The following is a 24,669-nucleotide window of genomic DNA, read 5'->3' as shown; positions in this document are numbered from 1 at the left end:
GGCCGCCGCGCTAAAAACATTTTTTATTATATTTCTCATATATTCAGTATAATGAATATGTTCATTATACTACAAGCAATTTTTGCGCGATCTGCGCGAAGGTAAAAGCAGCTTAAACTAATTAATAGTCGCGCCTGACGGGAATTGGACAGCGCAAATGGAGTGCTGCTGCGACCCACATCCTTGGAGAAAATGAAGCGGGAGAATGCGAACCATCATGGATGATGGCCAGATGTGCGCTGTAAACAGCGCCTCTGGCTCGGCGGTCTTCGCCCACCTCGGAGGGGCCATGCTGGCCCCCGTTCCATCCCCCCGGCCAACGTAGCGAGAGGTTGGACGCTCTACGCGACAGCCCGTTCTCTTGCGCGAGCGCCGTTGCCCTTGCCTTCGCCGGGATGAGCCGCATGATCGCCCTGCAGCGCCAGATATTTGCGAGGAACCGCCGCGACCTTCTCGGGAGCGGGCACGATTTTCCTGCGCGGCGGAAGCAGCTTTAGCCGCTTGGCCTTCGGCTTCTTGCCAAGGAGCTGAGTGGAAATCTCGCGTGCAAGAACCTCTGCCAACAGCGAGGGAACGGCGTTGCCCAGCAGCTTCTGCACCTGTGTCCTGCCGCATTCGAACTGCAGGCCATCAGGGAATGTCTGGAGCCTACAGAGCTCTTGCGCCGAGAGCTTCCTGTTGCGCCAATGGAACGGGCCAATTGCAGAGCCCGGCTGCGCTTGGATCGTCCAAGACGGTCTGTCCTTGGCCAGCTTGAGCAGGAAGCTCCAGTACCGCGTGCGCCAACCGAATAGCGGCTTGCCCCGCCCGCGCGGCGTATGGTGCAGATAGTTCTCACCCTCGGGGATGCTGGGCAAAAGGTCGGCCCATTTGCCGCCCATCCGCAGATCGGGATCGTTCAGATTTTCAGGCAGGTCGCCCAGTGCATCCCAAGCCGTGCGGAACGGCTCGCAACGCTTGGCATCGCCGAAGAGATCGACCACCTGTCCATGCGTGGCTGCCGGGAATTCAAAGTACTGGCCCTCGCGACCGGCTATAATAAAGACCCGCTCCCGGTGCTGCGGCACGCCGTAACTGGCCGCATCAAGCACGCACCACTGCGGGCGATAATTCGTGCCGGTTTCGCGGTTGATCTGCTCGATCCCGCTCAGTATGCGCTCCAGACCTTCATCCTTGCCCTTGTAGGCCAGCCCATAGACGTTCTCGAGCAACAGCGCCTTTGGCCGGGTGTCACGAAGCACACGAAGGTATGCAGAGAGCGTATCGGCGCGCGGGTCGTCGAGCCGCAGAGCATCGCCGCGCGCCCAGTAACCGGACTTGGAAAAAGGCTGGCACGGAGGGCCCCCGATAAGCACATCTGCTTCGCCCGACTTCAGTTTGCCCGCCTTCAGAATCTGCTTGGATGAGATGTTGTGAATATCGCCTTCGAGAACAGGCCAGTCCCTGTTCAGCCGGATGGTAGCGCAGCATACGGAATCTAGCTCGACCGCGACGCGTGTCTCGAAGCCCGCCGCCTCGAAGCCGAAATCAAGGCCTCCAACGCCGGTGAAAAGACTGATGACCTTCACGTGCTTACCCCCGTCCCAAGTTCAGAACAAACATAGAACAATTCGCTTGTACTGTCAATACAAGAGTAAACCATGAGCAACGATCTGTACACTGTTAAATTTCTTTGAGACAATGCCGTGATGTTTAGTGACTCGGATATTTTCAATAACTTAGATGCCGATACGATGCTGATCCGCCTGCGCGAGATGATGGACGCTTACGAAGCGCGAACCGGCGAGCACCTCACCTATGGGGAGCTTGCTGCACGCACCGAACTCTCACGCTCAACAATCGAATCGATGGCCACGCGTCCAAGCTACAACGCAAGCCTCGATACAATCGAGCGAATCTGTGTTGCTCTCCACTGCCAGCCCGGTGAATTACTGAAGCTCGATACTGACCAAGGCGGGGGCAATGAGCGACGATGATCCGCGCATAGACAAGGCACGCGCGAAGGCCATCCTGTTCGAGGAAGCGGCGCGTGCAGGCGCGGGCTTTATCGATCCCGCATGGGAGCGCCTGATCGACACCTTCTCCCAAGCTTGCGAGAACTCCTCCCGCACGCATATCGCGTTTCTGGGCACGGCGATTCTGGCCAAGTGCATCGACGTCCGGTTTGATGCGTTCGCCGTGAAGGAGGCTGAAAGCGACCGCGCCTATTCAGCGCGCGGCTTGTGCCACAACGTGCTTGTACCCAATGCGCCGGAGATCGACATCAATCTCGGCGTGACCGGCAAGGAGCCGCTGAACAACCAGCCGTATTTCCGGGTGCAGCGCGTCAGCCGCGATATGCCCGTGCGGGGGCCAGTGCGCCCCGTCATCGAGATGCTCTGCCAGTTACTGGATAAGCTGGAAGCACTAAAATCTGAGGCCGAGGCAAGACAGGCCCTGCGTGCCTTCATCGCCGTACGGAAGCGTTACGGCCAGCGCTACGCGCCGCTGACGCGCATCACATCCGCTCTGACCGCCGAGCAGTTGATCACGGCCATAGAGGAATTTGTCGCCGAGTCCTCGGAAGGCGGACGCCGTGCTCAGGCTATTGTGGCCGCGCTTATGGATTTGTTCGCGGGCGAAGACCGCGTGCATGTCGGCAGGGTGAACGATCCGTCGCGCACCGTTCCGGGCGACGTGGCGGTGCGTTCGGCTACCGATCCCGAAAAATGGGAGCGCGTCTTCGAAGTCCGCGACAAGCCGGTATCGCGCGAAGATCTGCTTCTGTTCATCACGCGGTGCCGCGATGCCGGAATCGCGGAAGTCGCCATCGTAGCTGTTGCCGGAGGCCAAGAGGATATCCCGCTGGCCGAAGCCCGCTCGTGGGCCATTGAGCGCGGGCTGACCCTTAGCGTCTTCAGAACTTGGGCCGATCTTGTCGCTCAGGTGCTTTATTGGGCACCGACACCGCAGATCGAAGGGTTGGCGCAGATTCCCGCTCTCATTTACGCGCGGCTCGTGGCGCTGGAGGTCTCGCCTTCCGGGGCTGCCGCTTGGCTTGATCTCGTCGGCTCGCCCGAAGACGGGTCTCCACAGGGCACTGCAGAAAATTCCTGAGCGTTGCGGTCAGCCGTTCGCTGTTTTTGAGTTCGCATTCCCACAGCACGAGGGCTTCCCAGCCCTTCTCGGCCAGCGCCTGTAGATGCGCGGCATCCCGCTCCGCATTGCGCGTGAGCTTGGGGCCCCAATACTCCGGCTTGGAATTTGGAAGCTTGCGTCCATCCCGGCAATCATGCCGGTGCCAGAAGCACCCATTCACGAAGATCACCTTGCGATGGCGCGGCAGAACAAGATCGGGACAGCCCGGCAGATCACGCCGGTGCAGCCTGAAACGATATCCAAGCGCATGCACGGCGCGCCGCACGATCATCTCAGGGCGTGTATCCGTCTTGCGGATGCGCGCCATGCGCTCGGAAAGGGTGAGTCTGGCGTGAGCTAGCTTGCTGCTTTGATTCAATCCACGGTTATCCGGCGACAAAAATGCAACTTTGCTCCCAAGCCTTTGCTCATCGGGCTAATATCGGGCGAGAGATTCCATGAATTCAATCCAGGTATTACCGCTGTGTATGTTTCAGAAATTTATATCAACGGCTTCCGCTGCTTTGGCCCTGACAACCCGCTCGCCCTCAACTTAAGGCGGGGTCTGAATATTCTTGTAGGCCCCAACGACGCTGGGAAGACAGCCGTCATTGATGCCGCCCGTTCTTTGTTATGGACGAGAGGGGATGACATCCTTCGTCTCGACCCCCGCGATTTCCACGTGAAGCCTGACGGCAGCAGGGTCGGGGAGCTGTTTATCCGGTGCACATTCGACCAGTTGACGCCCGACGAACAGGCTCGTTTTCTGGAATGGTGCAGTAACGAGTCCGGGACATTGCGGCTGCATGTATGTCTTCGCGGCACGCTACGCAAACTTGGGGGCGGCGGCGAAACAGCGCTTACGCAGTACCGAGCGGGCAAGAGCGGTGATGGCCATCCCCTCGATGGCGACCTGCGAGAGTATCTCAAATCCACATATCTTAGACCGCTCAGGGATGCCGAACGCGAACTAAGGTCGGGAAGACGCTCCCGTCTTTCGCGTATCCTCGGTGCTCTGCCGGCCATGGCAGCGCAGGCCGACAAAGCTCCAGCCGGACAACCTCCCACCCTTCTCGATACGATGCGCGCGGCGGATGCGAACATTGAAACGAATACTGCCGTTCAGGGTGTGCAGAGCACCGTCAATGACACATATCTCGACGAGCTTTCATTTGCCGGTGACGCCTTAACCGCGACGCTGGGCTTGGGTGCCAAGGGGTCTTTCGACCAGCTTCTGGAGCGTCTTGAGCTTTACCTCAACTCTTCAGCAGGGCAGACAGAGCGTCTCACTCGCGGGCTTGGGTACAATAACCTGCTCTTCATGGCGGCTGAGCTGCTGCTTCTTCAGTCGCACCCTGATCAGGTGCCCTTCCTGCTGATCGAAGAGCCCGAGGCGCATCTTCATCCGCAGCATCAGACGCTTTTCATGCAAATGCTTGAGGCGCGAACCCTCCCGGTGCCGGAGGGGCAGCCGGATCAGCAAGTTCAAGTCCTGTTGACCACGCACAGCCCTCAGCTTGCTGCGAGCGCGGATCTGGATGCCATGGTAATGATCGTTGGCCAGCGCGCCTATCCGCTGGGTACCGGCCATACAAAACTCGCGCCGGACGATTATGCGTTTCTCCGACGCTTCCTCGATGCAACGAAGGCTAATCTCTTCTTTGCGCGCGGTGTGATTGTCGTAGAAGGCGATGCCGAGAACATTCTGCTCCCTGCGCTGGCGAAAAAGATGGGCCGGGGGTTAGGTAAGAGCGGTGTGTCGATCATCAATGTCGGCCATCGAGGTCTCTTCCGCTACAGCCGGATATTGCAACGTGGCGACGGTAAGCCAATGCCGGTGCCGGTGGGACTTATGCCAGACCGCGACATCCCTCCCGACTGTGCCAAGGCGTTGGTTGGCGCGGATCGCAAGACCGAAGGCGAGTGGCAGAAGGACGCGAAAGATGCCGTTCTGAGCAAACTGAAAGCGCACGAAGGCGGGGCTGTAAAATCTTTTCCCTCCGAGCAATGGACGCTGGAGTTTGATCTGGCACGGCGTCCCGCCTTGGCAGTGGTAATCCATCAAGCCGTTCAGCTTGCCAAGGGGCTAGCTGGAAAAACGCGCGCCGATATCCTTTCCGAGGCCAAATCGGAAGTCGAAGCGCTGCAGGCAGATCAGAGCAAGACATCCGATGACGTGGCCCTTGTCATCTTTGAGCCCATACACAAGAAGCAGGTTTCCAAAACCGAAGTCTCAGAACAGCTCGCAGCCCTCATCGAGCAATTACCGGATGGTGCCGACGAGTTTAGAAAGAAACTGCCACCCTACATTGTGAGCGCGATTGATTACGTGACGAGTCCGCTGACAGCCCCGCCCAACAATCCTGCCCAAGCTGGCGGAGCGGCCAACCCATGATTCAGATTCCGCCGCTCACCGAACAACTGCTGGCGGAACTGGGAGAAGAACTTGGCGGCTGCGATTTTACCAGCGAAGATCAGCAGCGTTTCCTGTCGGCAACCGAATCCTGCGATGTGCAGGCGGCGCCCGGAAACGGGAAGACAACGCTGCTCGTTGCCAAGCTCGCCTTGCTCTCTCGAAGCTGGACATCCCGCAAGCGCGGCGTATGCGTGATATCGCATACCAATGCCGCCCGCGAGGAGATCGAGAAAAAGCTGGCAACTCACTCTTTGGCTTCGGCCTTTCTGGCTTATCCGCACTTCATTGGAACGGTGACGGGCTTCATCGACCGCTTCGTGGCACTGCCTTACCTTCGTGGTCTCGGCTGGGGAGTGCAGCGAATTGATGATGACGTGTTCGGAGCCATCGGCGGTTCGCGGTGGCGGTCGAAGCCCGCGTTGGTTACTTACTCCGAGATCAACAAAGGTATCAATAAACGCCGCCTCGAAGAGTTCGTTAGGAAGCTGGAGCTATCTGAAGAGTTTGTATGTGAGGCTGAGATTCCGCCTCAGCGATTGAAGGTATCTGCACGAGCCGGGCAGCCAAGCCCGCAGCGCCCTACGGGACAGGCGCTCGAAGAGCTAAAAGCCGAAATCACCAATGACGGGTTTTATCGGTTCGGCGACATGACAGCGCTTGCCCAGCAGGCCATCACAAGATTCCCCGAAATCATTCAGCGCGTGCGCGCTCGGTTTCCGCTGGTTCTGCTGGACGAAGCGCAAGACACTAACGGAGCGCAGCTTGCCCTCGTCAATCAGCTATTCGCAGAGGGCGTGGCTTACCAGCGCTTAGGAGATCAAAACCAGACCCTCTACGAGGACGATGATCTTACGCCCGATGATTACTGGCGCGCAGCCGAGGATGCCATCCCACTTAACAAGACGCGCCGGTTCGGTACTGACATCGCTTCATTTGCCAGTCGCCTCACGGTCAGGGCTCCGCAAATAATCGAGGGGGTTGAAGATGCTCCCAGCAGGCGGAGTCTTATTCTCTTTGATCGCAATTCAATCGCTGGCGTGCTCCCGGCATATGCGGGCGAGGTGCGGGCGTATTGGGGGCAAGATCCCGGGGCTCATCTGGATATCCGTGCGGTCGCTTCCCGTCACAATCCGGCAGCGGCGGGAAGAGGTGACTGGCCCAAGACGTTGATCGATTATTGTCCGCAATACAGAAGCGGACGCGGGCGACAGAGCCGCCCCGACACACTTTGCAGCGTCTTGCGACAGGCAGCCATCCTTCATGCGTCGCACGGATCGCCAGCGGAGATAGCAGATCTCATGATGTCCGGTCTGGTCATCCTCTTGCGCCATCACGGCGTAAAAGACGAACGGGGAGAACTCGCCACCAAGCGATCCATTTCGAGCATCCTGCAAAGGCGTGACCCGAAGCTACAACTGAAAATCAGGAGGCTGATGCGAGATCGGGTTGTGTTGGGAGCTTCGGCTTGGAACGAGGATGACTGGAGTCAATTGCGCGATGAGCTCAAATCGTTGCTGGGCATGGACGCTCTCTCAGATGCAGCGAGGCAATATCTGGAGTTCGTAGGCCACGGGGCAACCGCCGCGCAAGGCGAGCGGGCGTCAACGGTATTCATCCATGAGGGCATGGAGATCAAACTGGGCTCCATTCATTCTGTGAAGGGCAGGACAGTCGACTCGATCCTTGTCGTCGAGACCGAAGTTTGGCGCGGAACATCTCGTGACCAACAGGCAATGGATCTGGCTACGGTGCTGCCTCACGCCTTCGGCCTCGAGAACAAGGATTTTAGCGCCAACGCGGCCCAACTTGCTGCCGCCACCAATGTCTTCGTGGCCGTAACGCGGCCCCGAAAAGTGCTTTGCTGCGCCATGCGGAAGATAGCAGCATCGGATGAGTTGGTTGCCGCTGCTCGCGCACAAGGGTGGAATATCATCGATCTGACGCTGCTTTAGCCGAAGCGGCTTGCCACATTCCTGCATGTGCACGTCAGCTCAGTTCATGAGCGAGCCCCCGTGAACTAAACCGGTATGTTATACAGACCGCCAGCAGATTGTCTAACCGCTTGTCTTTGCACTATAATTTGTGATATCTTTGCTACTAATGTCGCCTATTGTTTCTAGATATAGATCGGCGGTCTTCGTAAAAAAAGCTCCGAACCACTTTTCCGCGGAGCAGAACATGGAAATTTTGAACGACACGATCTCCCACTTCTCGAACCTCTCAATGGATCAGATCAACGCGCTAATCGCCCTGCTGGGGCTGACAGTCGCCGCTCTGGCCGTCTACCTCGCCACGGTCGCGATCAAGGCTGTGAAAAAATGAGCGCCTCTATCGCTCCGGGCGCAAAGAAGCTGCCCCCATGGACGAAGCTTCCTACCGAGTGGATTGAGGGGCGCGGGCTTTGTGAATTTCGCTGGGCTGGCGGTAGAGGTTCTGACTTTCAGGCCGCGCTGATGGCACTGACCGTGATCGCCAACCATTCAGATTTGGAGACCGGGCTCGCCCGTCTGACCTACGATGCCCTTTGCGAAATGACGTCTCTCTCGCGCGCCAAGCTTTCACGGGGGCTGGACGTGCTGAAGGATTATGCGCTCATCGAGCGTGAGCCGAATGGGCGGAGCACCTATCTGATCCGCAACTATGATACGAAAACCGGATGGGCGAAGTTCCCCGCCAAAGGCCTTTACAGCAACGGTGTGGTCACGGCCTTCACCAGCTTCCGGCTCCGGCAGCGGGCGGAACTCGACGCCATGAAGCTCTTCTTCCTCTTTGCTTCCCGCAGAGACCGCAAGTCCAACATGGCCAAGATCAGCTATGAGAAGATCGAAGAGTATTCCGGCGTCACGCGCGAGCACATCAAACGCGCGCTAACGATTTTGGGTGCCAACAGTCTGGTTCACATCGAGCACGTTCCTAGCGCCATCAGCGCCGAAGGCGTGGCGAATGCCTATCGGCTTGTCCATCTTTACTCCCGGCTTCACATGGGCACCATCCGGCGCGGAATGGATGCCTATGACTTTGATGGATACGGGCCCGCATACGTCCGCAACGACTGAAAGCCTGCTGTGGCGTCTCCCCGGCTCGATGGCCGGGGCCGGGCTGTCGTGAACCGAGCCCGCAAGCGGTCTCGGCCCTTCGGGCTTCCATCCCATGACGCGGATAATTTGAGCTTCGCGCTTCTTTCCTTGAAGGGGTCAGGGAGGCAGCCTGCCTCCCTCCCTTGGCACGTCTTCTAAACGCGATGACAGGGCCGCATCCCGCCGCAGGGCAGGTGTGCCCCGCGTCGTCTGCACCCCGGTCATGCCCGAAGCCGCACCCACCCACACCCACTCGCTTTCGCCAAGGGGCAGGGGTGCAGCAGCACCCCCTTTTTTACGGGGTGGGAAGACAAGCGAAAGGAAAGACCCATGCGTATTGCGACTGATTTTGATTACTCATCCTATTTCAAACCCCGCGTGCCGGAGCGCCGCGCGCCGTTCGAGTTTTACCCGACGCCGCCTTCGGCCATCCGGGCGCTGCTTTCGGTGGAGCGCTTTGAGGGTGATGTGTGGGAGCCAGCTTGCGGCAATGGCGCTATCAGCCGCGAGCTTGTGAGCGCAGGCTATGATGTTATCGCCACCGACATTACCGATTGGGGCTACGGCTATCCCGGCTATGATTTCCTCACCTTAGAGAAGCCCTTCGCCCGCAACATCGTGACGAACCCGCCCTATGGCTGGGGCCTTGCCGACCGCTTTGTTGAGAAGGCTTTGGCCTTCACCGCCGAAACAGGCGGGCGCGTGGCCATGCTTTTGAACATTGCCTCGCTCTGCCACCCCAAGCGGCATGATGATTTTGTGCGCCAGCCGCCAAGCGTGATTTACGCCCTCGATGAATGCGTGTGCTTCCCGCTGGGCGATCCGGCCCGCGCCACCGCGCACACGAACAAGCACCGCTATGCGTGGCTGATCTGGGATCACGCGCACAAGGGCGATTCCGTCATCCGCTGGCTTTCAACCGCGCCCTTTCAATAGGGCGTGGCCACTACCCAACGCTCAAACAAGAAGGAGAAAAAACCATGAGCACATACGAAAACCGCACCCTTGCCGTGCTGATCAATGCCATCGACCAGCGCTTGCTCTCAGCATCGCACTACAGCGCCGAAGCGCATGAGGCCATCAAGCACGAGCGCCGCAATGAAGCTATCGGCGCGCTGCTGCTCATCGAGCAAGACTTGGAAACCGCCCTGCAATTGCACCGCGCCACCATTGCCCTGCACCGGACGATGAAAGGCGGTGCCGTATGACCGCCAGCACCCGCAAACGCTACCGCATCAATCTGGTCGAGTGGAGCAGCTATGTCCGATGGATCGAGGCCGAGAGCGCGGAAGCAGCCATCGAACGCGCCGAGAATGATTTCTGCGAATACGGCGATGAAGGCTTCACCCGCAAGGATGGCAGCATCGAGTGCGAGGTGTGGGAAGAGGAAGACATTCCCGCTGATCCCGCATGAGCCGCGCCAGAAATTTCGCGCCCGGCCTTTTGGGCCGGGCGCTTTCGCCCACCCGGGTTTCACCCGAACGCGGGCAGCACAGCGCGCATAGTGTTTCTATAATCGCGGATGCCTGCGCGTGCTCTCATGCGTGCGCGGCCTTCGCAGGGAAGGATGCGCACGGTCATGAAACTCGACGTTGAAAAATACCTCCATCATCTCGAAGGCATGGATCTAAGCGAAGCCGAAAAAATCGAATTTATCCGCACGCTGTGGCTCATCGCGCAGTGCTTCCTCGACGATGCCAGCAGCGGAAAGGCGGAGATAGCGAAGCCCGATATTTCTCAACTCAAAGCGGGCTTTGCATCAGCCAATGTGATAAACTTTCAAAGTGGCCGTTCGTGCGCTTTGGCTGCGAACGACAACACTGCCTCGCGCGCCAAGAAGGGCGCAGCGTAGGCTGCTAAACCGCATCCAAGAAAGAGTGCAGACACAAAAAGGAAGGAGAGCATGAGCGCCAACGACAACACAAAGACACAGAGCGGCACGCGCGCCGTCATTTATGCGCGCGTTTCCAGCCCCCGACAGGTGGCCGAGGGCCACGGCCTCGAATCCCAAGCCATGCGCTGCCGGGAATATGCCGAGCGCAAGGGCTATGAGATCGTGGAAACGTTCTTCGATAAGGCCATCTCCGGCTCGCTCTCTGACCGGCCTGGCGTGATGGCCATGCTGTCATATCTCAAGCACCACAGCCGCAGCGGCGAGATTGTCGTCATAATAGATGATATCAGCCGCCTTGCGCGCGATACGCGCGTTCATACCGATCTGCGCCTTGCCATCAATCTTGCAGGCGGAAGGCTGGAAAGCCCCTCGATCACCTTCGGGGAGGACTCCGATTCCATCTTTGTCGAGAACGTGCTGGCCAGCGCCAGCCAGCATCAGCGCCAGAAAAACGGCGAGCAGACCAAGAACCGGATGCGCGCCCGCGTCATGAACGGCTATTGGGTGTTCCACGCCCCCACGGGCTACGCCTACAAGAAGGTTGCCGGACACGGGCTCTTGCTGGTGCGCAACGAACCGCTGGCTTCCATCGTGCAGGAAGCCCTTGAGGGCTTCGCATCGGGCCGCTTCCAAACGCAAGCCGATGTGAAGCGCTTCCTCGAATCCCAGCCGGAATATCCCTGCAAGACGAAGCAGGGCACCGTCCGCTACGAGGAGGTGCTGCGCCTTCTCACCCGCCCGCATTATGCCGGATATATCGAAGTGCCCCATTGGGGCGTTTCCTTGCGCAAAGGCCATCACGAGGGACTGATCGACTTATCTACCTTCGAGAAAATCCAGCAGCGCATCAAGGGCGGCGCGCGCGTATTCTCCAGCACGGATATCGGCGAGGACTTCCCGCTGCGCGGCTATGCCGTGTGCGCTGAATGCGGCGGCCCGCTCACAGCAGGCTGGTCAACGAGCAAGACCGGGAAGCGGCATCCCTATTATCTCTGCTTCACCAAAGGCTGCGCGTGCCGGGGCAAATCCATCAAGCGCGATATGATCGAGGAGCAGTTCGGCACTCTGCTGCAAGGGCTTTGCCCCTCTTCGCAGACCGCCGCGCTGTTCAGAGAGCTGTTCTTCGAGGCGTGGCGGCAGGACGCAAGCCGTACCGAAGAGATCGCCAAGGCCCTGCGCAACGATCTTCGCAAGACCGAACAGCAGATCGAGCAGTTGCTAGACCGGATCGTGGAAGCCTCCACAGCGTCCGTCATCGCGGCCTATGAACGGCGCATCGCCGGGCTGGAGAAGGACAAGCTCATTATCATCGAAAAGCTGCAAGGGAACGCCGCTCCCAAGCGCAGCGCCGCCGAACAGTTTGAACCCGCCTTCCGCTTCCTCGAAAACCCGCATGAACTATGGGTTTCCGAGCGTCTGGCGGACAAAAGACTGGTGCTAAAACTGACCTTCGCAGACCGACTGGCCTACTGCCGAATTTCCGGATTTAGAACCCCAAAAACAACCTTACCTTTCAAGGCTTTAGAGGCGGTTCATGGCGGGAAATGTAAAATGGCGGAGAGGGAGGGATTCGAACCCCCGGTACGGTTGCCCGTACTCCGCATTTCGAGTGCGGCGCGATCGACCACTCTGCCACCTCTCCGGCCGCCCGGCATGCGCGGTGAGAGTGGTCACCTCGCCGCGCATCTTGATGCCGGGGCTGCTGAATAGCTGTTGATTGCTCGCCGCGCAAGAGCACACGAGCAGCGCCGCGGCAAACCGCCTATCCCATGCCAACCCGTCCCTTACCAAAGCGTCATCGGAAATCTGAATGCCGGCCCGCGGCTCGGGGGCCCAAAAAAAGATGTACGGGCCAGGCTTGCCCCCCAGGCCCCCTGGGAGGCCGCGCGGACGGCACACCGGCCGGCACAAGCCCCGCTCTCTTGACCTGAACCAATAAAGCCCTCCGAGCGTTCGATCCGGACACTGGACCTTCAAACGCCCAACGAGGTTTGAGCCATGCGCGCCATCGCACGGACGAAGCAATCCCTATGGCCCGCGGTGGCCCTTCTCCTCCTGGCCACCGGCCCGGCCGCTGCGCAATCGGGCGAAGGGCAAGCGTGCGGCGGCATCGACGGACCGTCCTGTAGCGTCGGCTTCTTCTGCGAGACCGAACATGCCCAATGCGGCGAAGCGAACCCCGAGGGCACCTGCGTCCTCAGGACAGAAGCCTGCACCCGGATTTACCAACCCGTGTGCGGCTGCGACGGCAAAACCTATGCGAACGACTGCGAACGGATCGCGGCAGCCGCGCGCAAGGATCACGACGGCGAGTGCAAAAGCTGACCGCGAATGACTTCCGCTCAGGCGTCCCGAAACCTGGCCGTCTGCTGCACGAGCACACCGAGCCACCCATGGCGAAGCGTGAGCTTGAAAAGAAAAGCGCCACCTCCTTCATCTTCGTGCACGATCTCCATGTCGCCCGGCATCAGCACCCGCGGAAGCGAAAGTCTGATGCGCCCCGCAGAAAAGAAATAACCGGCCGACCGGAAAACCAGCGCACCCCCTTCCTCTGCGACGGAGAGCGTCATGCCGACGCCGCCGCCGACATGCTCCTCAAGCCCCGTCGGACCGGAAAAACACTTTGCCGAGTGAATCACCTGCGGAAATCGCCCAGCCCGCGCATAGGTTCGCGTCCAGCTTTGCCCGCCCAAGCCCGCGTTCTCCATCACGGCAACGGTCGCGCCGCCACCTGTCGCATCGTCGAGCGGGAGCGGCGCCCCGATCGCGCGCGCGAGAAAAGAAAGAACGCGCCCCACGCGAGACAGACGGGTTTCCAGAACCTCGCCGACGTAGAACGCGACATCTCCCGATGCGAGCCGTCGCGAAAATCGCCGCTGAACGGCTTCCGGAAGGCGGGCCCAGCCCGCCTCGCCCACAAGCGCGCGAAAACGAAGATCGACGACACCGACTTCGGTCCCAAGCACTGCAATGGCAGGAGCCGGCGCAGCAACGATCGGAACCTCTTTTTGCAACGCAGTCATCGGCATCTCCTGATGCGTCACCGTTGTGAAGGCGTGCGTCTAGCCAGCGCCGCCTTGCGAACGGCGCGAACGCCCTCCACTCACGAGCCCGGCAAGACGAGCAACCACCCCGCCCATCTTCAGAAGCTTCTGGAGAACCGGCGTCGGCAGCGCCAACACTTCGTCGACGTTGCGCGCGGCCCCCTCGGTGACGGCCAGCATGGCGCGGAACCGGCGTTGCGCCTCAGCAGACACCCGCCCATCGCCTTCAGCCGCCTCCACGCAATGCCGAAGCGCTGCAATAGCCGGATCGATCTCCCGCTTCTTGCGCCCCTCGGCAATGCGCCGGACCATCTCGAAAATGTCGGCCTCGACCTCGTAGAAATCCCGCCGATCGCCCAGAACCGAGACCCGACGGATCAGCGACCATCCGAGCAGTTCCTTGAGGGAATTGGACACATTCGAACGCGCAAGCCTGAGAAGCTCGGCGATCTCCTCGGCCGGCAGCGGCCGGTCCGACGCATAAAGCAGCGCGTGGATCTGCGAGACGGAGCGGTTGACGCCCCAAACCTCGCCCATCTCGCCCCACGCGACGACGAACCGCTCGATTGCGGGAGGCAGCTTCACGGAATTTTCTGTAATTTCTGTCATGACAGAAATAAAAGAACGAAAACGACGGCACGTCAAGCTGAAACGACGACGCTGACGTTCAGCGCCGCGGCCGCGAATGCTCAGCCCCTCACCATCGCCACGGGCTTTCCGGCGGTAGGCATGCCTACCTTTCCGTGTTCCAATGCCTCCCGTGTTCGGGAACACTCGGCTGCTGAACAAAGTTTGATCCGCTGCCGCCCAACTCCGAGGCAAGTGACGATGAAACGAGCAGCGGATCGCGAAGCACCGCTCGATATTGCAAGGTTTTTCTCGAACCTTACAGTTGGCCCGGCTCTTGCCATGAGCAGAACATGGATCAGATCAGGGCCGCAGACTTGAAGCCGACGTTTGACGAGATGAATGGCTTCGGCCAGGGCATCCGCGAGCCCTACGCCGCCGTCGCCAACTGGCTTGACGCATTGCGCGTCGAGGACCTCCGCAAGAAAAGCGCCGAAGCCGAGCTCCTGTTCCGCCGCACCGGCATCACCTTCAACGTCTACGGCGATACCGAAGCCTCCGAGCGCCTCATCCCCTTCGACATGATCCCGCGCATCATTTCGGCTGCGGAGTGGAGACGCCTCTCGGCCGGCATCGAGCAGCGCGTCAAGGCACTCAACGCCTTCATGTACGACATCTACCACCGCCAGGAGATCATCAAGGCGGGCCGCATCCCGGCGGAACTGGTGGTGCAGAACAGCGCGTTCGTGCCCGAGATGATCGGGCTCGACCCGGCCCTCGGCATCTATTCGCACATCATCGGCGTCGACATCGTCCGCACGGGCGAGAACGAATTCTACGTTCTTGAGGACAACACGCGCACGCCCTCCGGCGTCTCCTACATGCTGGAGAACCGGGAGACGATGATGCACATGTTCCCGAACCTGTTCGCCGAGAACCGCGTCGCGCCCGTCGAGACCTATCCCGACAAGCTGCGGAAAACACTAGAAAGCGTCACGCCGCGGAACCTCGACGACGAGCCCGTCATCGCCGTCCTCACGCCCGGCCAGTACAACAGCGCCTACTACGAGCACGCTTTCCTTGCGGACCAGATGGGCGTCGAACTGGTCGAAGGACCGGACCTCGTCGTGCAGGACGGCGTCCTCAACATGAAGACCACGCAGGGCCTCTGCCGCGTGGACGTGCTGTATCGGCGCATCGACGACGACTTCCTCGATCCTCTGACCTTCGACCCTTCGTCCGTGCTCGGCGTGCCCGGCCTGTTCGATGTCTATCGCGCCGGCAACGTCACGATCGTCAATGCCCCGGGCGCGGGCATCGCCGACGACAAGGCCATCTACTGCTACATTCCAGAAATCATCGAATTCTACATGGGCCGGCCGCCCATCCTGCAGAACGTGCCGACCTACAATTGCCGCAAGACGGACTCGCTGAAATACGTCATCGAGCACATGCCCGAACTCGTCGTCAAAGAGGTGCACGGCTCCGGTGGTTACGGCATGCTCGTCGGACCGACAGCAACCAGGGCGGAAATCGAAGACTTCCGAGCGCGCGTGAAGGCGCGGCCCGAAAACTACATCGCGCAGCCCACGCTCGCGCTCTCCACCTGCCCGACATTGGTCGAGGAAGGCATCGCGCCCCGCCACCTCGACCTGAGGCCTTTTGTACTCGTCGGAGACGAAGTTCGCCTCGTTCCGGGCGGCCTGACGCGTGTCGCGCTTCGCAAAGGATCGCTGGTCGTCAATTCGAGCCAGGGAGGGGGAACGAAAGACACGTGGGTACTGCAGGATTGATCGGCAAAAAAGAACAACATCGGGCGGGAACGGCCGCGTGAGACACACATGCTAGGGCGCACGGCAAACGATCTTTTCTGGCTCTCCCGCTATGTGGAGAGAGCCGAGAACATGGCGCGTCTGATCGAGGCGGGCTATCGCATCGCGCTGCAGCCGCGCATCGGCGACGATCAGGACTCCGAATGGATCTCGACGCTTGAAAGCACGGGCTGCATCGACGTCTACAAAGACAAGCATGGCGAGATCACGACAAAGAACGTGATCGACTTTCTGCTGTTCGACCCGTCCAACCCCTCCAGCATCCACACCTGCCTCGCCTCCGCGCGGCGCAACGCGCGCACCCAGCGCACGGCCTTGACGCGCGAGATGTGGGAATCGCTCAACGGCTCATGGCTCGAATTCCAGGCCATTCGGCCCGACACGCTGCGCTCCGATGCGCTGCCGCGCATCCTCGATTGGGTGAAGGAGCGCTCAGCCGGCTATCGCGGCGCAATGCTCAACACGATTCTGCGCAACGACACCTACTTCTTCAGCCAACTCGGCACGTTCCTCGAACGCGCCGACAACACGGCGCGCATCCTCGACGTGAAATATTACGTTCTGTTGCCGTCGACGAACATGATCGGAACCGCCGTCGACACCGCGCAGTGGGAGACGATCCTACGCTCCGTCTCGGCGCACATGAGCTACCGCTGGGTCTACAAGGAGAGCTACCGCTCCTGGCGGATCGCCGACTACCTGATCCTGAACCGCGCCATGCCACGCTCGCTCCACGCCTGCTACCACAAGATCGACGAGGCGCTGGCGGACCTCTCCGCGCTTTACGGCGAGGACAAGCCCTGCCTCGTCACCGCCAAATCGACCCTCGCCCTCCTCGAACGCGGCGACATCGACACCATATTCCAATCCGGTCTGCACGAGTTCCTGCTCGACTTCATCGCACGCAACAACCGCGTCGCGCAGGAAATCTCCGAAGCCTACCATTTCACCGGCTGAGGGTAGGTGGTCATGAAAATCGAGATCCGCCACATCACCACGTACCGCTACGCTACCCTCGCGCGCTACGCGATCCAAAGCCTGCGTCTCACGCCCCCCACGTTCGACGGCCAGGACGTCCGCGCATGGACCATCGAAGCGCCCGGCTTCGAGACTCACATTTCCTATCGCGATGCCCTCGGCAATCAGGTTCATTTGACGACCCTTGACACACCCCATGACGGCATCGTCATCGAAGCCTCGGGCATCATCGAAACCGAGGATCGCGCCGGCATTGTCCGCGGACTCGCGGAAGTCACCCCGCGCCGGGTCTTCCTGCGCGAGACACCGCGAACGGCGCCGGACAAAGCAATCCGCGATCTCGCCAAAAGCGTAAGCCACGGCCGCGTTCCACGAGACCCCCTCGATTGTCTGCACAGCCTGATGCGAACGGTCGGCGATGCCGTCTCCTACGAGATCGGCACATCGCACGCCCACACGACAGCGGCCGAAGCGCTCAGCGAGGGCAAAGGCGTCTGCCAGGATCACGCCCATGTGTTCATTTCGGCCGCGCGGGTTATCGGACTCCCGGCCCGATACGTTAACGGTTACTTTCTCTCGGGTACCCTTGCGCCCGCGGAAGCCCATCATGCGTGGGCGGAAGCCTGGGTCGACGGACTGGGCTGGGTGGGCTTCGACCCCGCCAATGGCATGTGTCCGACGGAACGATACGTGCGTCTCGCATGCGGTTTCGATGCGGCCTCCGCTGCGCCAATTCGCGGCACCCAGCGCGGAGGCGAAAATGAAGACCTTGACGTCCGGGTCGAAGTTGAGCAGCAAGGCGCACAGCAGCAATAAGAGACTGCCAGGACGAAGGATCTCGCGATGACCTATTGCGTCGCGCTCAGGCTGGACCGCGGCATCGTGTTTGCCGCCGACACGCGCACCAATGCGGGCGTCGATAACGTGGCCCAGTACCGCAAGCTGCATTTCTGGCGCCAGCCGGGCGACCGGGTGATCGTGCTGATGTCGGCCGGAAACCTGGCCGTCACGCAGTCGGTGGTGAGCAACATCAACGAGCAGTTGGCCACCCCCGACAACGCGAACCCGACGCTGTTCACCGTCCCATCGATGTTCCGCGCCGCACGCCTCGTCGGGGATGCCGTCCGCGAGGTGCGCCGCATCGACGGTGCTGCGCTGGAAATGAGCAAAGCCGGGTTCTCCGCGTCCTTCATCCTCGGCGGCCAGATCGGCGCCGAGCGCCCGCGCCTCTATCAGATCTATTCCGAGGGCAACTTCATCGAGGCGACGGACGACACGCCGTTCCTTCAGATCGGCGAGCACAAGTACGGCAAACCGATCCTCGATCGTGTTGCCCGCCCCGAGATGGGCCTCGGAGACGCGGCCAAGCTCATTCTCCTCTCGTTCGATTCGACGCTCCGCTCGAACCTGTCCGTCGGCATGCCGATCGACATCCTGCTCTACGAGCGCGACAGTCTGGACGTGCGCCGCGAAACACGCATTTGCCAGAACGACGAGTATTTCACAAAGCTCTCGGCCTCATGGTCGAACGCTTTGCGCACCGCCTTCGCGAGCATCGAAGAGTTCAAGATCTAACCGGCCGAACGCAACGTCCGGTGCGGCGGGCGCGGCCGGCTTTTCCGAACGCGCGATCATCACGCCCAATGTCCGAGCCATCGCCACGAAGTTTCGCCAATGCAAAAGCGCCCCGTCGAGCACGGCGAAAGCGCGCCCCATCATGACGCTCGCGGCAATCAGCCCTCCGGCGCTCACCGCATGCTCGATCACGAGCAACGCACCGAACCCGATTCCCCCGAACTGCAGCATCAGCCTGATCGCCTTCGCAAGTGCGGCGACGGCAAGCTTGCAGTCCGCGCTCTCACACATCTTCGACCGGCACGCCACGTCGCTGCCGACGGCAATGCCGGCAATCAGCGCCGCCCCCAGAAACGCATAGAGCGCGAGCAACGGGTGGATGAACGAGAGTCCCGCAAACGAAACCGGCAGCCACAGCGCATCGAACAGCGCCGCCGGACCTCCACGCGCCAAAAAGCGCCGCGCCCGGTCGACATCCCTCGGCCTCAACTTGGCAACCTCGAACGACCGCCGGTCGAGATCCCGCACGAACGAGGCACCCGCTCGGCCGAGCAGCCGGGCACGTAGAAAATCGAGGAGAGCAAAAATCCCGAACAGCCCTGCGAGCAGGCCCGTGGACAGCACAAGGTCGGAGCGATCGCCCGTCGGCAGCACCCGCTCGTAGATGTGGAACAGATAAAGCGAAGACGAGAGTTGCATCGCATTCAGTGCCGCCGAGAGCAGGAGCGCTGAGAAAAACTGCGGTCCCGACATCCAGCGGCGAAGAACTTGCACGACCGGCCAGCCTTGCGCCTTCCTCGCTCCGACCGCCCGCTCCATTGCCCCCAGCCCAACCACGAACCGCCCCTAGATACAACTTTAGATTGTATATATATGAACTTAATAATTTATAGATGTGGCGCAGGCCGTCTCACCGATTTCCAGGGCAACCGGCACCTGTGCACGGATACGCGTCAGACCGCTCTTGCGCGAAACTGCGGCACACCCTGGAATGGGAGTCGGCCAAAAAAGTCGGCGACGCCTCGAACCGGGGCGAAGACCGTCTGAGCCGCGGGGGAGAGGAACGATGCCAGATGAGTGACCCGAAGGATCTCGGGACCTTCCTGAACGCATGGGCTGGGAGCGATACGACAAAGGCTGATGTGGCCGAAACCGTCGTGCGCCTCTCGGAAGCCTGCTGCCGGATCGGTGAATTGATTGGCCAAGGCCCCCTCGCCGGCGCGCTCGGCGCTGAAACCGGCCAACAGACAGGCGCCGATCCTCAGAAGGAGATCGACGTCCGCGCCAACAATCTCATCGTCGAAGCCCTCAAAGGCGCCCCCGTCGCGACGCTCGGCTCCGAAGAACTGGAATGGCCGCTCCCAATTAACCCCGGCGCGCCTCTCGCGGTCGCCGTCGATCCGATCGACGGCTCATCCAACACCGACGCCAATACGTCGATCGGCACCATCTTCACCGTTCTGCCCGCGCGCTGCCAGGGCGCCGACGGATCGAGCTTTCTACAGCCCGGAACGGCGCAACTCGCGGCGGGCTTCGCCGTCTACGGTCCTTTCACGTCCCTCGTTCTGACCGTGGGCCGCGGCACGCAGATCTTTACGCAAGATCGCACCACCGGCCGCTTCCTGTTGACGAGCGAAAGAGTCGATATCCCCACTGCAACGCGCGAATACGCGATCAACGCCTCGAATTACCGCCACTGGGACGAAGCCATTCGGACCTACGTGGACGATTGCCTGCGTGGCCGCGGCGGCCCGCGCGGCAAGAATTTCAACATGCGCTGGACGGCCTCGCCCGTGGCCGACATCTACCGCATCCTGACGCGCGGCGGCATTTTCCTTTATCCGAGCGACCTGCGCGAAAGCTATTCCATGGGCCGCCTTCGCCTTGTCTACGAAGCGAACCCGCTCGGCTGGATCATCGAGCAGGCTGGCGGCGCAGCCTCCTCCGGCTACGAGCGAATTTTAGACATTCCGCCTACCTCTCTTCACCAACGAACATCTTTCATCGCCGGTTCGCGCACCGAGGTGGAGTATGTTGTCCGCCTTCACCATGATCCGCATGGCCTCGGAGAACGCTCCCCGCTGTTTGGGCGCCGGGGACTGTTCCGGATCTGACCCGAGGAGATCTCCCGCCCCGTCCTTAACGCCGCAGTCCGCAAAAAATCGAAGCAGTCAGCATGTCGGCCAAACATCCCATCATTTCCGTGACAGGCTCGTCCGGCGCCGGCACCACCAGTGTCCGGCGCACGTTCGAGCAGATCTTTCGGCGTGAGAAGATCACCGCCGTCTTCATCGAAGGCGACGCGTTTCACCGTTACGGACGGGATGCGATGAACGATCTTGCGGAGGAAGCCGCCTCCGCCGGCACCCCTTTGCTGAGCCACTTCGGCGAGGCGGCAAATCTGCTGCCCGAACTGGAGCAGCTTTTCAAATCCTATGGCGAGATCGGCACCGGCCGCACCCGCCACTACGTCCATGACGAAACCGAAGCGGAGCTTTTCGGCACACCGCCGGGCACGTTCACGCCATGGGAAGAGATCCCCTACGGCACCGATCTCATGATCTACGAGGGCCTACACGGCGCAGCCGTGACAAAGAACGTGAACATCGCCCGCTTTGCGGATCTGCGCATCGGCGTGGTGCCCGTCATCAACCTCGAATGGATCCAGAAGATCCACCGCGACAAGGCGGAGCGCGGCTATTCTCCGGAAGCGATCACGGACGTCATCCTTCACCGGATGCCGGACTACGTGAAATATATCTGCCCGCAGTTCACCGAGACCGACATCAACTTCCAGCGCATCCCCACCGTCGACACGTCGAACCCGTTCGTCGCCCGCTGGATTCCGACCCCCGACGAGTCCATGGTCGTCATTCGCTTCAAGAACCCGCGCGGCATTGACTTTTCCTATCTGCAGTCGATGATCCACGACAGCTTCATGTCGCGCGCCAACTCGATCGTGATCCCCGGCGGCAAGCTCGATCTTGCAATGCAGCTCATCCTCACTCCGATGATCCTGCAGTTGATCGAAAGAAAGCGTCGCACCTTTTTCTGACACCGAATGATCGTTTACGCGTAGGCGCGCGATGAGTGACTTCGACAAAGATCTGGCCGCCGTCCAGCGAATTGCTGCGATCCCCACGATTCTCGACGTGATCCGCCGCTTGACGGATATGCGGTTCGTCGCGGTCGCCCGCGTTACAGAACAGAGATGGATGGCCTGCGCGACGAGGGACGACCTGGGCTTCGGCATCGCCCCTGGCGGAGAACTCGCCATCGAAACCACGATCTGCCATGAGATCCGCCAATCCCGCGCACCCGTCGTCATCGACGACGTGAGCCAGGACCCGCTCTACAGCGCGCACCCGACGCCTGTGATGTATGGGTTCAAAAGCTACATCTCGATGCCGATCGTCCTCCCCGACGGCAGCTTCTTCGGCACGCTTTGCGCCATCGACCCGAACCCCGCCAATCTGAACCGGCCGGAGATCCTGGGCACGTTCAAGATGTTCGCCGAGCTCATCGGCTTCCATCTCGATATGCACAGCCAGCTCGACAAGGCCGAAGCCGAACTGGCGAGCGCAAAGGAAATGGGCGACGCCCGCGAACGCTTCGTCGCCGTGCTCGGCCACGACCTCAGAAATCCTCTGGCTTCGATCAAGGCCGGGCTCGCGCTCCTGTCCCGCACGCAGCTTGACGAAAAAGCAAAGGAGGTGCTCGGCCATCTGAACCACAGCACCGATCGGATGGGAGAGTTGATCGAGAACCTGCTCGACCTCGCGAGAGGACGACTTGGCGGCGGCTTGCCCATCCGTCCCGTTCCCGCCGAGCTTGGCGAGGTGCTGCATCAGGTCGTGCGCGAGATCGAGGCCGCACGCCCCAACCGGATGTTCAATGTCGAGGTCGACATTCCGGGCCCCGTGATGGCGGACCCGGACCGCATTGCCCAACTCGTATCCAATCTCGTGTCCAATGCCGTCAAGCATGGCGCGCCCGACACGCCGATCCGCATCTTCGGCATCCTCGAAGACGGACATCTCGTCGTGAGCGTCGCGAACGAAGGACGCCCCATTCCCCCGTCGAAGATCGCGACAATCTTCGAACCCTTCAACGCACTCGAAACACGCGGCGCAAAAGAGGGACTGGGCCTGGGTCTCTACATCGCCTCTGAGATCAGCCGTGCCCACGGCGGCACGCTCTCCGTGTCTTCTACGCTTGTCGAAACGCGATTCACGTTCAAAGCGCCCATCGCAAATCGAGCGTAACGGCGCGCCCCTTTACGCGTCGGCCGCGCATCGGCACCGATCTTCAAACTCAATTCCTGACAACGACACTCCTCTTTGTGCCGAGGAATTTTTCCCGTTTTTCAACACGCACCGCAACGATGCGCGGCACACCGCGTTTGATGCGCACAACAAGAAAAAAAGGAGCGCACCCTTATGACCATGCCCGCCGCAACCCTTCGTGCTGCCCTCACCACCGCCGTCGCGGTTTCGATCCTGGCCGCGAGCGCGGCAGGTCACGATGCCGAAGCACAGTCTCCGCTGGAGGCCATCGAAAGCACGGAGAAGGGCGAACTCAAGAACCCTCACAGTGGAGATGCGGGAGCAGCGGAGGAAGGTCATAAGCTCTACATGGCCGCCGGCTGCAACGGTTGCCACGGCGGGACAGGGGGCGGCGGCATGGGCCCGCCGCTCAGCAATCAGGTATGGGTCTACGGCGACGACGACGACACACTGTTTCGCCTCATCACGCTCGGCTCCGACGACCTGCAGGCGGCCGGCTACAGGCGCATCGGAACCGAGGCCGTTGTCGGACCGATGCCCCACGCGAAGGATATCGTGAAGTCTGCCGACGATATGTGGAAGATCGTCACCTGGATCAAATCGCTGCACGAAAACTAACGAATTAGCCCCGTCTGCAGGAGCGGACATAGCACGTCCGGTTTCTGGGCGTGCGAAGGGCGCATTCGACCAGCGCACGGCTCCTCGCATACGATCTGCTGTTGTTGTGCCAGCCCATTCCCCACGAGCCCGTGCTGCTCGACGCCCGGCAAACCCATCTGGCGTCGGCCTGAGAGATCGGCATCGACACAAAGAGAACGGACGCGACGCCCAAAAGCCAAACCACACGCATTGCGCTTCTCCCTTGAAGAAATGATAAGGTCCAAAACGGCTCGGCACGGGCAGGCGCCAAATTTGCAAAGGCTTCGAAATATAGGCGTTGCCCGTCGAAATCCGTTCGTACGAACACAAACGATTATTAGGCGCGGCAAGCTGTTCCCGAGGGAACACGCTCAACTCACATGCGATGCGCGAGAGGGAGATCGATGTCATCCGATCGTTTGGACGTCCCGGCATACCTCGCGCGCATCGGATACGCCGGCCCCGTCACGCCATCGCTCGACACGCTCGCCGCAATTCAGCGGCACCACATCTCCGCAATTCCCTTCGAAACGCTCGCAATGATCCTCGGCGAGCCGGTGCGGCTCGACCTCCCGTCGCTGCGGCATAAGCTGCTCGATCGAGGCCGCGGCGGATACTGCTTCGAGCTGAACCTATTGTTTCTCCACCTGCTGCGCGCCATCGGTTTTGACGCACAAGGTCTCACCGGACGCGTGGTGATGAACACGCCCCCCGGCGTCGTCCCGGCCCGCACCCACGTGCTAACCCTCGTCTCCATCGACGGCACGCGCTACGTCACGGATGTCGGCTTCGGAGGCATGACACCGACCGCCCCGCTACGTCTGGACATGGAAGCGGAACAGGATACGCCCAACGAACCCTACCGCCTCGTCCGGCACGGCGAGACATACGCGCTCACCGCACGCGTCGACGACACCTCGCGCACCCTGTACGTGTTCGATCTCGCATCGCCCGCCGACATCGATTTCGAGGTCGGCAACTGGTACGTGTCCACGCACCCTTCCTCCCCGTTTCGCAACAGGCTGCTCGTGGCCCGCTCCGAACCCGGCGTGCGCCACACATTGCGCGGGTCGGAATACGCCATCCACCGCATTGCCCGCGCGAGCGAGCGCCGGCAGATCGACAATCCCGACGCCGTGATCGAACTTCTGCAAACCGTCTTTCGAATCCGGCTGCCCGAGCACCCGAACCTTCGAGACGCGCTCGGCAAGGTCCTCTCTGCCTCTCCCGCCTGAAAGCCCGGC

The 24,669-nt window shown here is 60.8% G+C and carries 26 protein-coding genes, 1 tRNA gene and 1 pseudogene; 21 read left to right on the top strand and 7 right to left on the bottom strand.

Translation table 11 applies throughout. From position 1 onward, the window contains the following. Positions 1 to 341: 341 nt before the first annotated feature. Complete coding sequence (locus W911_RS05870; protein WP_023786599.1) at positions 342 to 1,568, bottom strand: DNA cytosine methyltransferase; 1,227 nt, start codon at positions 1,566 to 1,568, stop codon at positions 342 to 344. Positions 1,569 to 1,688: 120 nt separating this feature from the next. Between W911_RS05870 and W911_RS05865 the strand changes: the two genes are divergently transcribed. Next, the gene (locus W911_RS05865) at positions 1,689 to 1,976 is read left to right on the top strand and encodes a helix-turn-helix domain-containing protein (protein WP_023786598.1); all 288 of its coding nucleotides are present in this window, start codon (positions 1,689 to 1,691) and stop codon (positions 1,974 to 1,976) included. After that, positions 1,963 to 3,096 carry a restriction endonuclease, SacI family gene (locus W911_RS05860; protein WP_051388518.1) on the top strand — a complete coding sequence of 378 codons (1,134 nt, stop codon included), beginning with the start codon at positions 1,963 to 1,965 and terminating at the stop codon, positions 3,094 to 3,096. The genes W911_RS05865 and W911_RS05860 overlap by 14 nt, the downstream gene beginning before the upstream one ends. Here W911_RS05860 and W911_RS17740 read toward each other — a convergent pair. Next, entirely contained in the window at positions 2,981 to 3,409 is a 429-nt protein-coding gene (locus W911_RS17740; RefSeq protein WP_341872110.1) for a very short patch repair endonuclease, read from the bottom strand. The two genes, W911_RS05860 and W911_RS17740, sit on opposite strands and share 116 nt — an antisense overlap. 78 nt (positions 3,410 to 3,487) lie before the next feature. Here W911_RS17740 and W911_RS17735 point away from each other — a divergent pair, with 78 nt between their 5' ends. From W911_RS17735 to W911_RS18690, 9 genes and pseudogenes are all read left to right on the top strand, one after another. Continuing rightward, the gene (locus W911_RS17735) at positions 3,488 to 5,512 is read left to right on the top strand and encodes an ATP-dependent nuclease (RefSeq protein ID WP_081717651.1); all 2,025 of its coding nucleotides are present in this window, start codon (positions 3,488 to 3,490) and stop codon (positions 5,510 to 5,512) included. Beyond that, entirely contained in the window at positions 5,509 to 7,485 is a 1,977-nt protein-coding gene (locus W911_RS05845; RefSeq protein ID WP_023786594.1) for a UvrD-helicase domain-containing protein, read from the top strand. Before W911_RS17735 ends, W911_RS05845 begins: the two co-directional genes overlap by 4 nt. A gap of 226 nt (positions 7,486 to 7,711) precedes the next feature. Then, on the top strand, positions 7,712 to 7,855 hold the full coding sequence (locus W911_RS18305) for a hypothetical protein (protein WP_023786593.1): 144 nt from the start codon (positions 7,712 to 7,714) through the stop codon (positions 7,853 to 7,855). After that, positions 7,852 to 8,589 (top strand): hypothetical protein, encoded by a 738-nt coding sequence (locus W911_RS05840; protein ID WP_041316347.1) that lies wholly within the window; start codon positions 7,852 to 7,854, stop codon positions 8,587 to 8,589. Before W911_RS18305 ends, W911_RS05840 begins: the two co-directional genes overlap by 4 nt. Before the next feature lie 351 nt (positions 8,590 to 8,940). Next, entirely contained in the window at positions 8,941 to 9,546 is a 606-nt protein-coding gene (locus W911_RS05835; RefSeq protein WP_023786591.1) for a TRM11 family methyltransferase, read from the top strand. Between the two features lie 44 nt (positions 9,547 to 9,590). Next, on the top strand, positions 9,591 to 9,818 hold the full coding sequence (locus W911_RS05830; RefSeq protein ID WP_023786590.1) for a hypothetical protein: 228 nt from the start codon (positions 9,591 to 9,593) through the stop codon (positions 9,816 to 9,818). Continuing rightward, positions 9,815 to 10,024, top strand: a complete 210-nt coding sequence (locus tag W911_RS05825) for a hypothetical protein (RefSeq protein WP_023786589.1) — start codon at positions 9,815 to 9,817, stop codon at positions 10,022 to 10,024. Before W911_RS05830 ends, W911_RS05825 begins: the two co-directional genes overlap by 4 nt. 165 nt (positions 10,025 to 10,189) lie before the next feature. Then, positions 10,190 to 10,462, top strand: coding sequence for a hypothetical protein (locus tag W911_RS05820; protein ID WP_144083528.1), 273 nt, complete (start codon positions 10,190 to 10,192; stop codon positions 10,460 to 10,462). Positions 10,463 to 10,513: 51 nt separating this feature from the next. Next, a pseudogene (locus W911_RS18690) lies at positions 10,514 to 11,551 on the top strand (recombinase family protein); the annotation flags it as partial. Positions 11,552 to 11,722: 171 nt separating this feature from the next. Here W911_RS18690 and W911_RS18685 read toward each other — a convergent pair. Beyond that, positions 11,723 to 11,899: a hypothetical protein gene (locus W911_RS18685; RefSeq protein ID WP_244438615.1), complete on the bottom strand. Its 177-nt coding sequence runs from the start codon at positions 11,897 to 11,899 to the stop codon at positions 11,723 to 11,725. Between the two features lie 157 nt (positions 11,900 to 12,056). Further along, positions 12,057 to 12,146 (bottom strand) — tRNA-Ser (locus tag W911_RS05810). A 356-nt stretch (positions 12,147 to 12,502) separates the two neighbouring features. On the opposite strand from W911_RS05810, the gene W911_RS05805 reads away from it, so the two are divergent. Further along, complete coding sequence (locus W911_RS05805) at positions 12,503 to 12,829, top strand: Kazal-type serine protease inhibitor family protein (RefSeq protein WP_023786587.1); 327 nt, start codon at positions 12,503 to 12,505, stop codon at positions 12,827 to 12,829. A 17-nt stretch (positions 12,830 to 12,846) separates the two neighbouring features. On the opposite strand, the gene W911_RS05800 is transcribed toward W911_RS05805, so the two are convergent. Together W911_RS05800 and W911_RS05795 are read right to left on the bottom strand one after the other, a co-directional pair. Continuing rightward, the gene (locus W911_RS05800; protein ID WP_023786586.1) at positions 12,847 to 13,527 is read right to left on the bottom strand and encodes a DUF4166 domain-containing protein; all 681 of its coding nucleotides are present in this window, start codon (positions 13,525 to 13,527) and stop codon (positions 12,847 to 12,849) included. 39 nt (positions 13,528 to 13,566) lie between these two features. Beyond that, on the bottom strand, positions 13,567 to 14,157 hold the full coding sequence (locus W911_RS05795) for a GbsR/MarR family transcriptional regulator (protein ID WP_041316339.1): 591 nt from the start codon (positions 14,155 to 14,157) through the stop codon (positions 13,567 to 13,569). Between the two features lie 311 nt (positions 14,158 to 14,468). On the opposite strand from W911_RS05795, the gene W911_RS05790 reads away from it, so the two are divergent. Genes W911_RS05790 through W911_RS05775 form a run of 4 tightly spaced genes read left to right on the top strand, consistent with a single transcriptional unit; the run spans position 14,469 to position 18,500 of the window. Then, positions 14,469 to 15,908: a circularly permuted type 2 ATP-grasp protein gene (locus W911_RS05790; RefSeq protein ID WP_023786584.1), complete on the top strand. Its 1,440-nt coding sequence runs from the start codon at positions 14,469 to 14,471 to the stop codon at positions 15,906 to 15,908. 48 nt (positions 15,909 to 15,956) lie between these two features. Next, a complete protein-coding gene (locus tag W911_RS05785) occupies positions 15,957 to 16,904 on the top strand; it encodes an alpha-E domain-containing protein (protein WP_023786583.1) in 948 nt (315 codons plus the stop codon). 12 nt (positions 16,905 to 16,916) lie between these two features. Next, entirely contained in the window at positions 16,917 to 17,741 is an 825-nt protein-coding gene (locus W911_RS05780; protein WP_023786582.1) for a transglutaminase family protein, read from the top strand. A gap of 27 nt (positions 17,742 to 17,768) precedes the next feature. After that, entirely contained in the window at positions 17,769 to 18,500 is a 732-nt protein-coding gene (locus W911_RS05775) for a proteasome-type protease (protein ID WP_023786581.1), read from the top strand. Here the strand turns inward: W911_RS05775 and W911_RS05770 are convergent. Beyond that, the gene (locus W911_RS05770) at positions 18,444 to 19,337 is read right to left on the bottom strand and encodes a type I secretion system permease/ATPase (protein WP_144083527.1); all 894 of its coding nucleotides are present in this window, start codon (positions 19,335 to 19,337) and stop codon (positions 18,444 to 18,446) included. The two genes, W911_RS05775 and W911_RS05770, sit on opposite strands and share 57 nt — an antisense overlap. Before the next feature lie 236 nt (positions 19,338 to 19,573). Here W911_RS05770 and W911_RS05765 point away from each other — a divergent pair, with 236 nt between their 5' ends. From W911_RS05765 to W911_RS05745, 5 genes are all read left to right on the top strand, one after another. Then, entirely contained in the window at positions 19,574 to 20,614 is a 1,041-nt protein-coding gene (locus tag W911_RS05765) for a class 1 fructose-bisphosphatase (protein ID WP_023786579.1), read from the top strand. Positions 20,615 to 20,676: 62 nt separating this feature from the next. After that, complete coding sequence (locus W911_RS05760) at positions 20,677 to 21,555, top strand: phosphoribulokinase (RefSeq protein WP_023786578.1); 879 nt, start codon at positions 20,677 to 20,679, stop codon at positions 21,553 to 21,555. 31 nt (positions 21,556 to 21,586) lie between these two features. After that, positions 21,587 to 22,765 carry a GAF domain-containing sensor histidine kinase gene (locus W911_RS05755; RefSeq protein ID WP_023786577.1) on the top strand — a complete coding sequence of 393 codons (1,179 nt, stop codon included), beginning with the start codon at positions 21,587 to 21,589 and terminating at the stop codon, positions 22,763 to 22,765. Positions 22,766 to 22,939: 174 nt separating this feature from the next. Further along, the gene (locus W911_RS05750) at positions 22,940 to 23,404 is read left to right on the top strand and encodes a c-type cytochrome (protein WP_023786576.1); all 465 of its coding nucleotides are present in this window, start codon (positions 22,940 to 22,942) and stop codon (positions 23,402 to 23,404) included. Positions 23,405 to 23,829: 425 nt separating this feature from the next. After that, a complete protein-coding gene (locus W911_RS05745) occupies positions 23,830 to 24,660 on the top strand; it encodes an arylamine N-acetyltransferase family protein (protein WP_023786575.1) in 831 nt (276 codons plus the stop codon). Positions 24,661 to 24,669: the final 9 nt, after the last annotated feature.

Origin of the sequence: Hyphomicrobium nitrativorans NL23 (genome assembly GCF_000503895.1) — a bacterium.
GTDB classification, from domain to species: Bacteria; Pseudomonadota; Alphaproteobacteria; order Rhizobiales; family Hyphomicrobiaceae; genus Hyphomicrobium_C; species Hyphomicrobium_C nitrativorans.
The sequence above is the reverse complement of the archived record's forward strand: the minus strand, read 5'-3'. Positions and strand labels throughout refer to the sequence as shown.

What these genes read in the sequence shown, in the direction of transcription:
- W911_RS05865 (WP_023786598.1), top strand. Translation starts at nt 1,689, where the DNA reads ATGTTTAGTGACTCGGATATTTTCAATAACTTAGATGCCGATACGATG.
- W911_RS05860 (WP_051388518.1), top strand. Translation starts at nt 1,963, where the DNA reads ATGAGCGACGATGATCCGCGCATAGACAAGGCACGCGCGAAGGCCATC.
- W911_RS17740 (WP_341872110.1), bottom strand. Translation starts at nt 3,409, where the DNA reads ATGATCGTGCGGCGCGCCGTGCATGCGCTTGGATATCGTTTCAGGCTG.
- W911_RS05845 (WP_023786594.1), top strand. Translation starts at nt 5,509, where the DNA reads ATGATTCAGATTCCGCCGCTCACCGAACAACTGCTGGCGGAACTGGGA.
- W911_RS18305 (WP_023786593.1), top strand. Translation starts at nt 7,712, where the DNA reads ATGGAAATTTTGAACGACACGATCTCCCACTTCTCGAACCTCTCAATG.
- W911_RS05840 (WP_041316347.1), top strand. Translation starts at nt 7,852, where the DNA reads ATGAGCGCCTCTATCGCTCCGGGCGCAAAGAAGCTGCCCCCATGGACG.
- W911_RS05835 (WP_023786591.1), top strand. Translation starts at nt 8,941, where the DNA reads ATGCGTATTGCGACTGATTTTGATTACTCATCCTATTTCAAACCCCGC.
- W911_RS05830 (WP_023786590.1), top strand. Translation starts at nt 9,591, where the DNA reads ATGAGCACATACGAAAACCGCACCCTTGCCGTGCTGATCAATGCCATC.
- W911_RS05825 (WP_023786589.1), top strand. Translation starts at nt 9,815, where the DNA reads ATGACCGCCAGCACCCGCAAACGCTACCGCATCAATCTGGTCGAGTGG.
- W911_RS05820 (WP_144083528.1), top strand. Translation starts at nt 10,190, where the DNA reads ATGAAACTCGACGTTGAAAAATACCTCCATCATCTCGAAGGCATGGAT.
- W911_RS18685 (WP_244438615.1), bottom strand. Translation starts at nt 11,899, where the DNA reads ATGCGGGTTTTCGAGGAAGCGGAAGGCGGGTTCAAACTGTTCGGCGGC.
- W911_RS05805 (WP_023786587.1), top strand. Translation starts at nt 12,503, where the DNA reads ATGCGCGCCATCGCACGGACGAAGCAATCCCTATGGCCCGCGGTGGCC.
- W911_RS05800 (WP_023786586.1), bottom strand. Translation starts at nt 13,527, where the DNA reads ATGACTGCGTTGCAAAAAGAGGTTCCGATCGTTGCTGCGCCGGCTCCT.
- W911_RS05795 (WP_041316339.1), bottom strand. Translation starts at nt 14,157, where the DNA reads ATGACAGAAATTACAGAAAATTCCGTGAAGCTGCCTCCCGCAATCGAG.
- W911_RS05790 (WP_023786584.1), top strand. Translation starts at nt 14,469, where the DNA reads ATGGATCAGATCAGGGCCGCAGACTTGAAGCCGACGTTTGACGAGATG.
- W911_RS05785 (WP_023786583.1), top strand. Translation starts at nt 15,957, where the DNA reads ATGCTAGGGCGCACGGCAAACGATCTTTTCTGGCTCTCCCGCTATGTG.
- W911_RS05780 (WP_023786582.1), top strand. Translation starts at nt 16,917, where the DNA reads ATGAAAATCGAGATCCGCCACATCACCACGTACCGCTACGCTACCCTC.
- W911_RS05775 (WP_023786581.1), top strand. Translation starts at nt 17,769, where the DNA reads ATGACCTATTGCGTCGCGCTCAGGCTGGACCGCGGCATCGTGTTTGCC.
- W911_RS05765 (WP_023786579.1), top strand. Translation starts at nt 19,574, where the DNA reads ATGAGTGACCCGAAGGATCTCGGGACCTTCCTGAACGCATGGGCTGGG.
- W911_RS05760 (WP_023786578.1), top strand. Translation starts at nt 20,677, where the DNA reads ATGTCGGCCAAACATCCCATCATTTCCGTGACAGGCTCGTCCGGCGCC.
- W911_RS05755 (WP_023786577.1), top strand. Translation starts at nt 21,587, where the DNA reads ATGAGTGACTTCGACAAAGATCTGGCCGCCGTCCAGCGAATTGCTGCG.
- W911_RS05750 (WP_023786576.1), top strand. Translation starts at nt 22,940, where the DNA reads ATGACCATGCCCGCCGCAACCCTTCGTGCTGCCCTCACCACCGCCGTC.
- W911_RS05745 (WP_023786575.1), top strand. Translation starts at nt 23,830, where the DNA reads ATGTCATCCGATCGTTTGGACGTCCCGGCATACCTCGCGCGCATCGGA.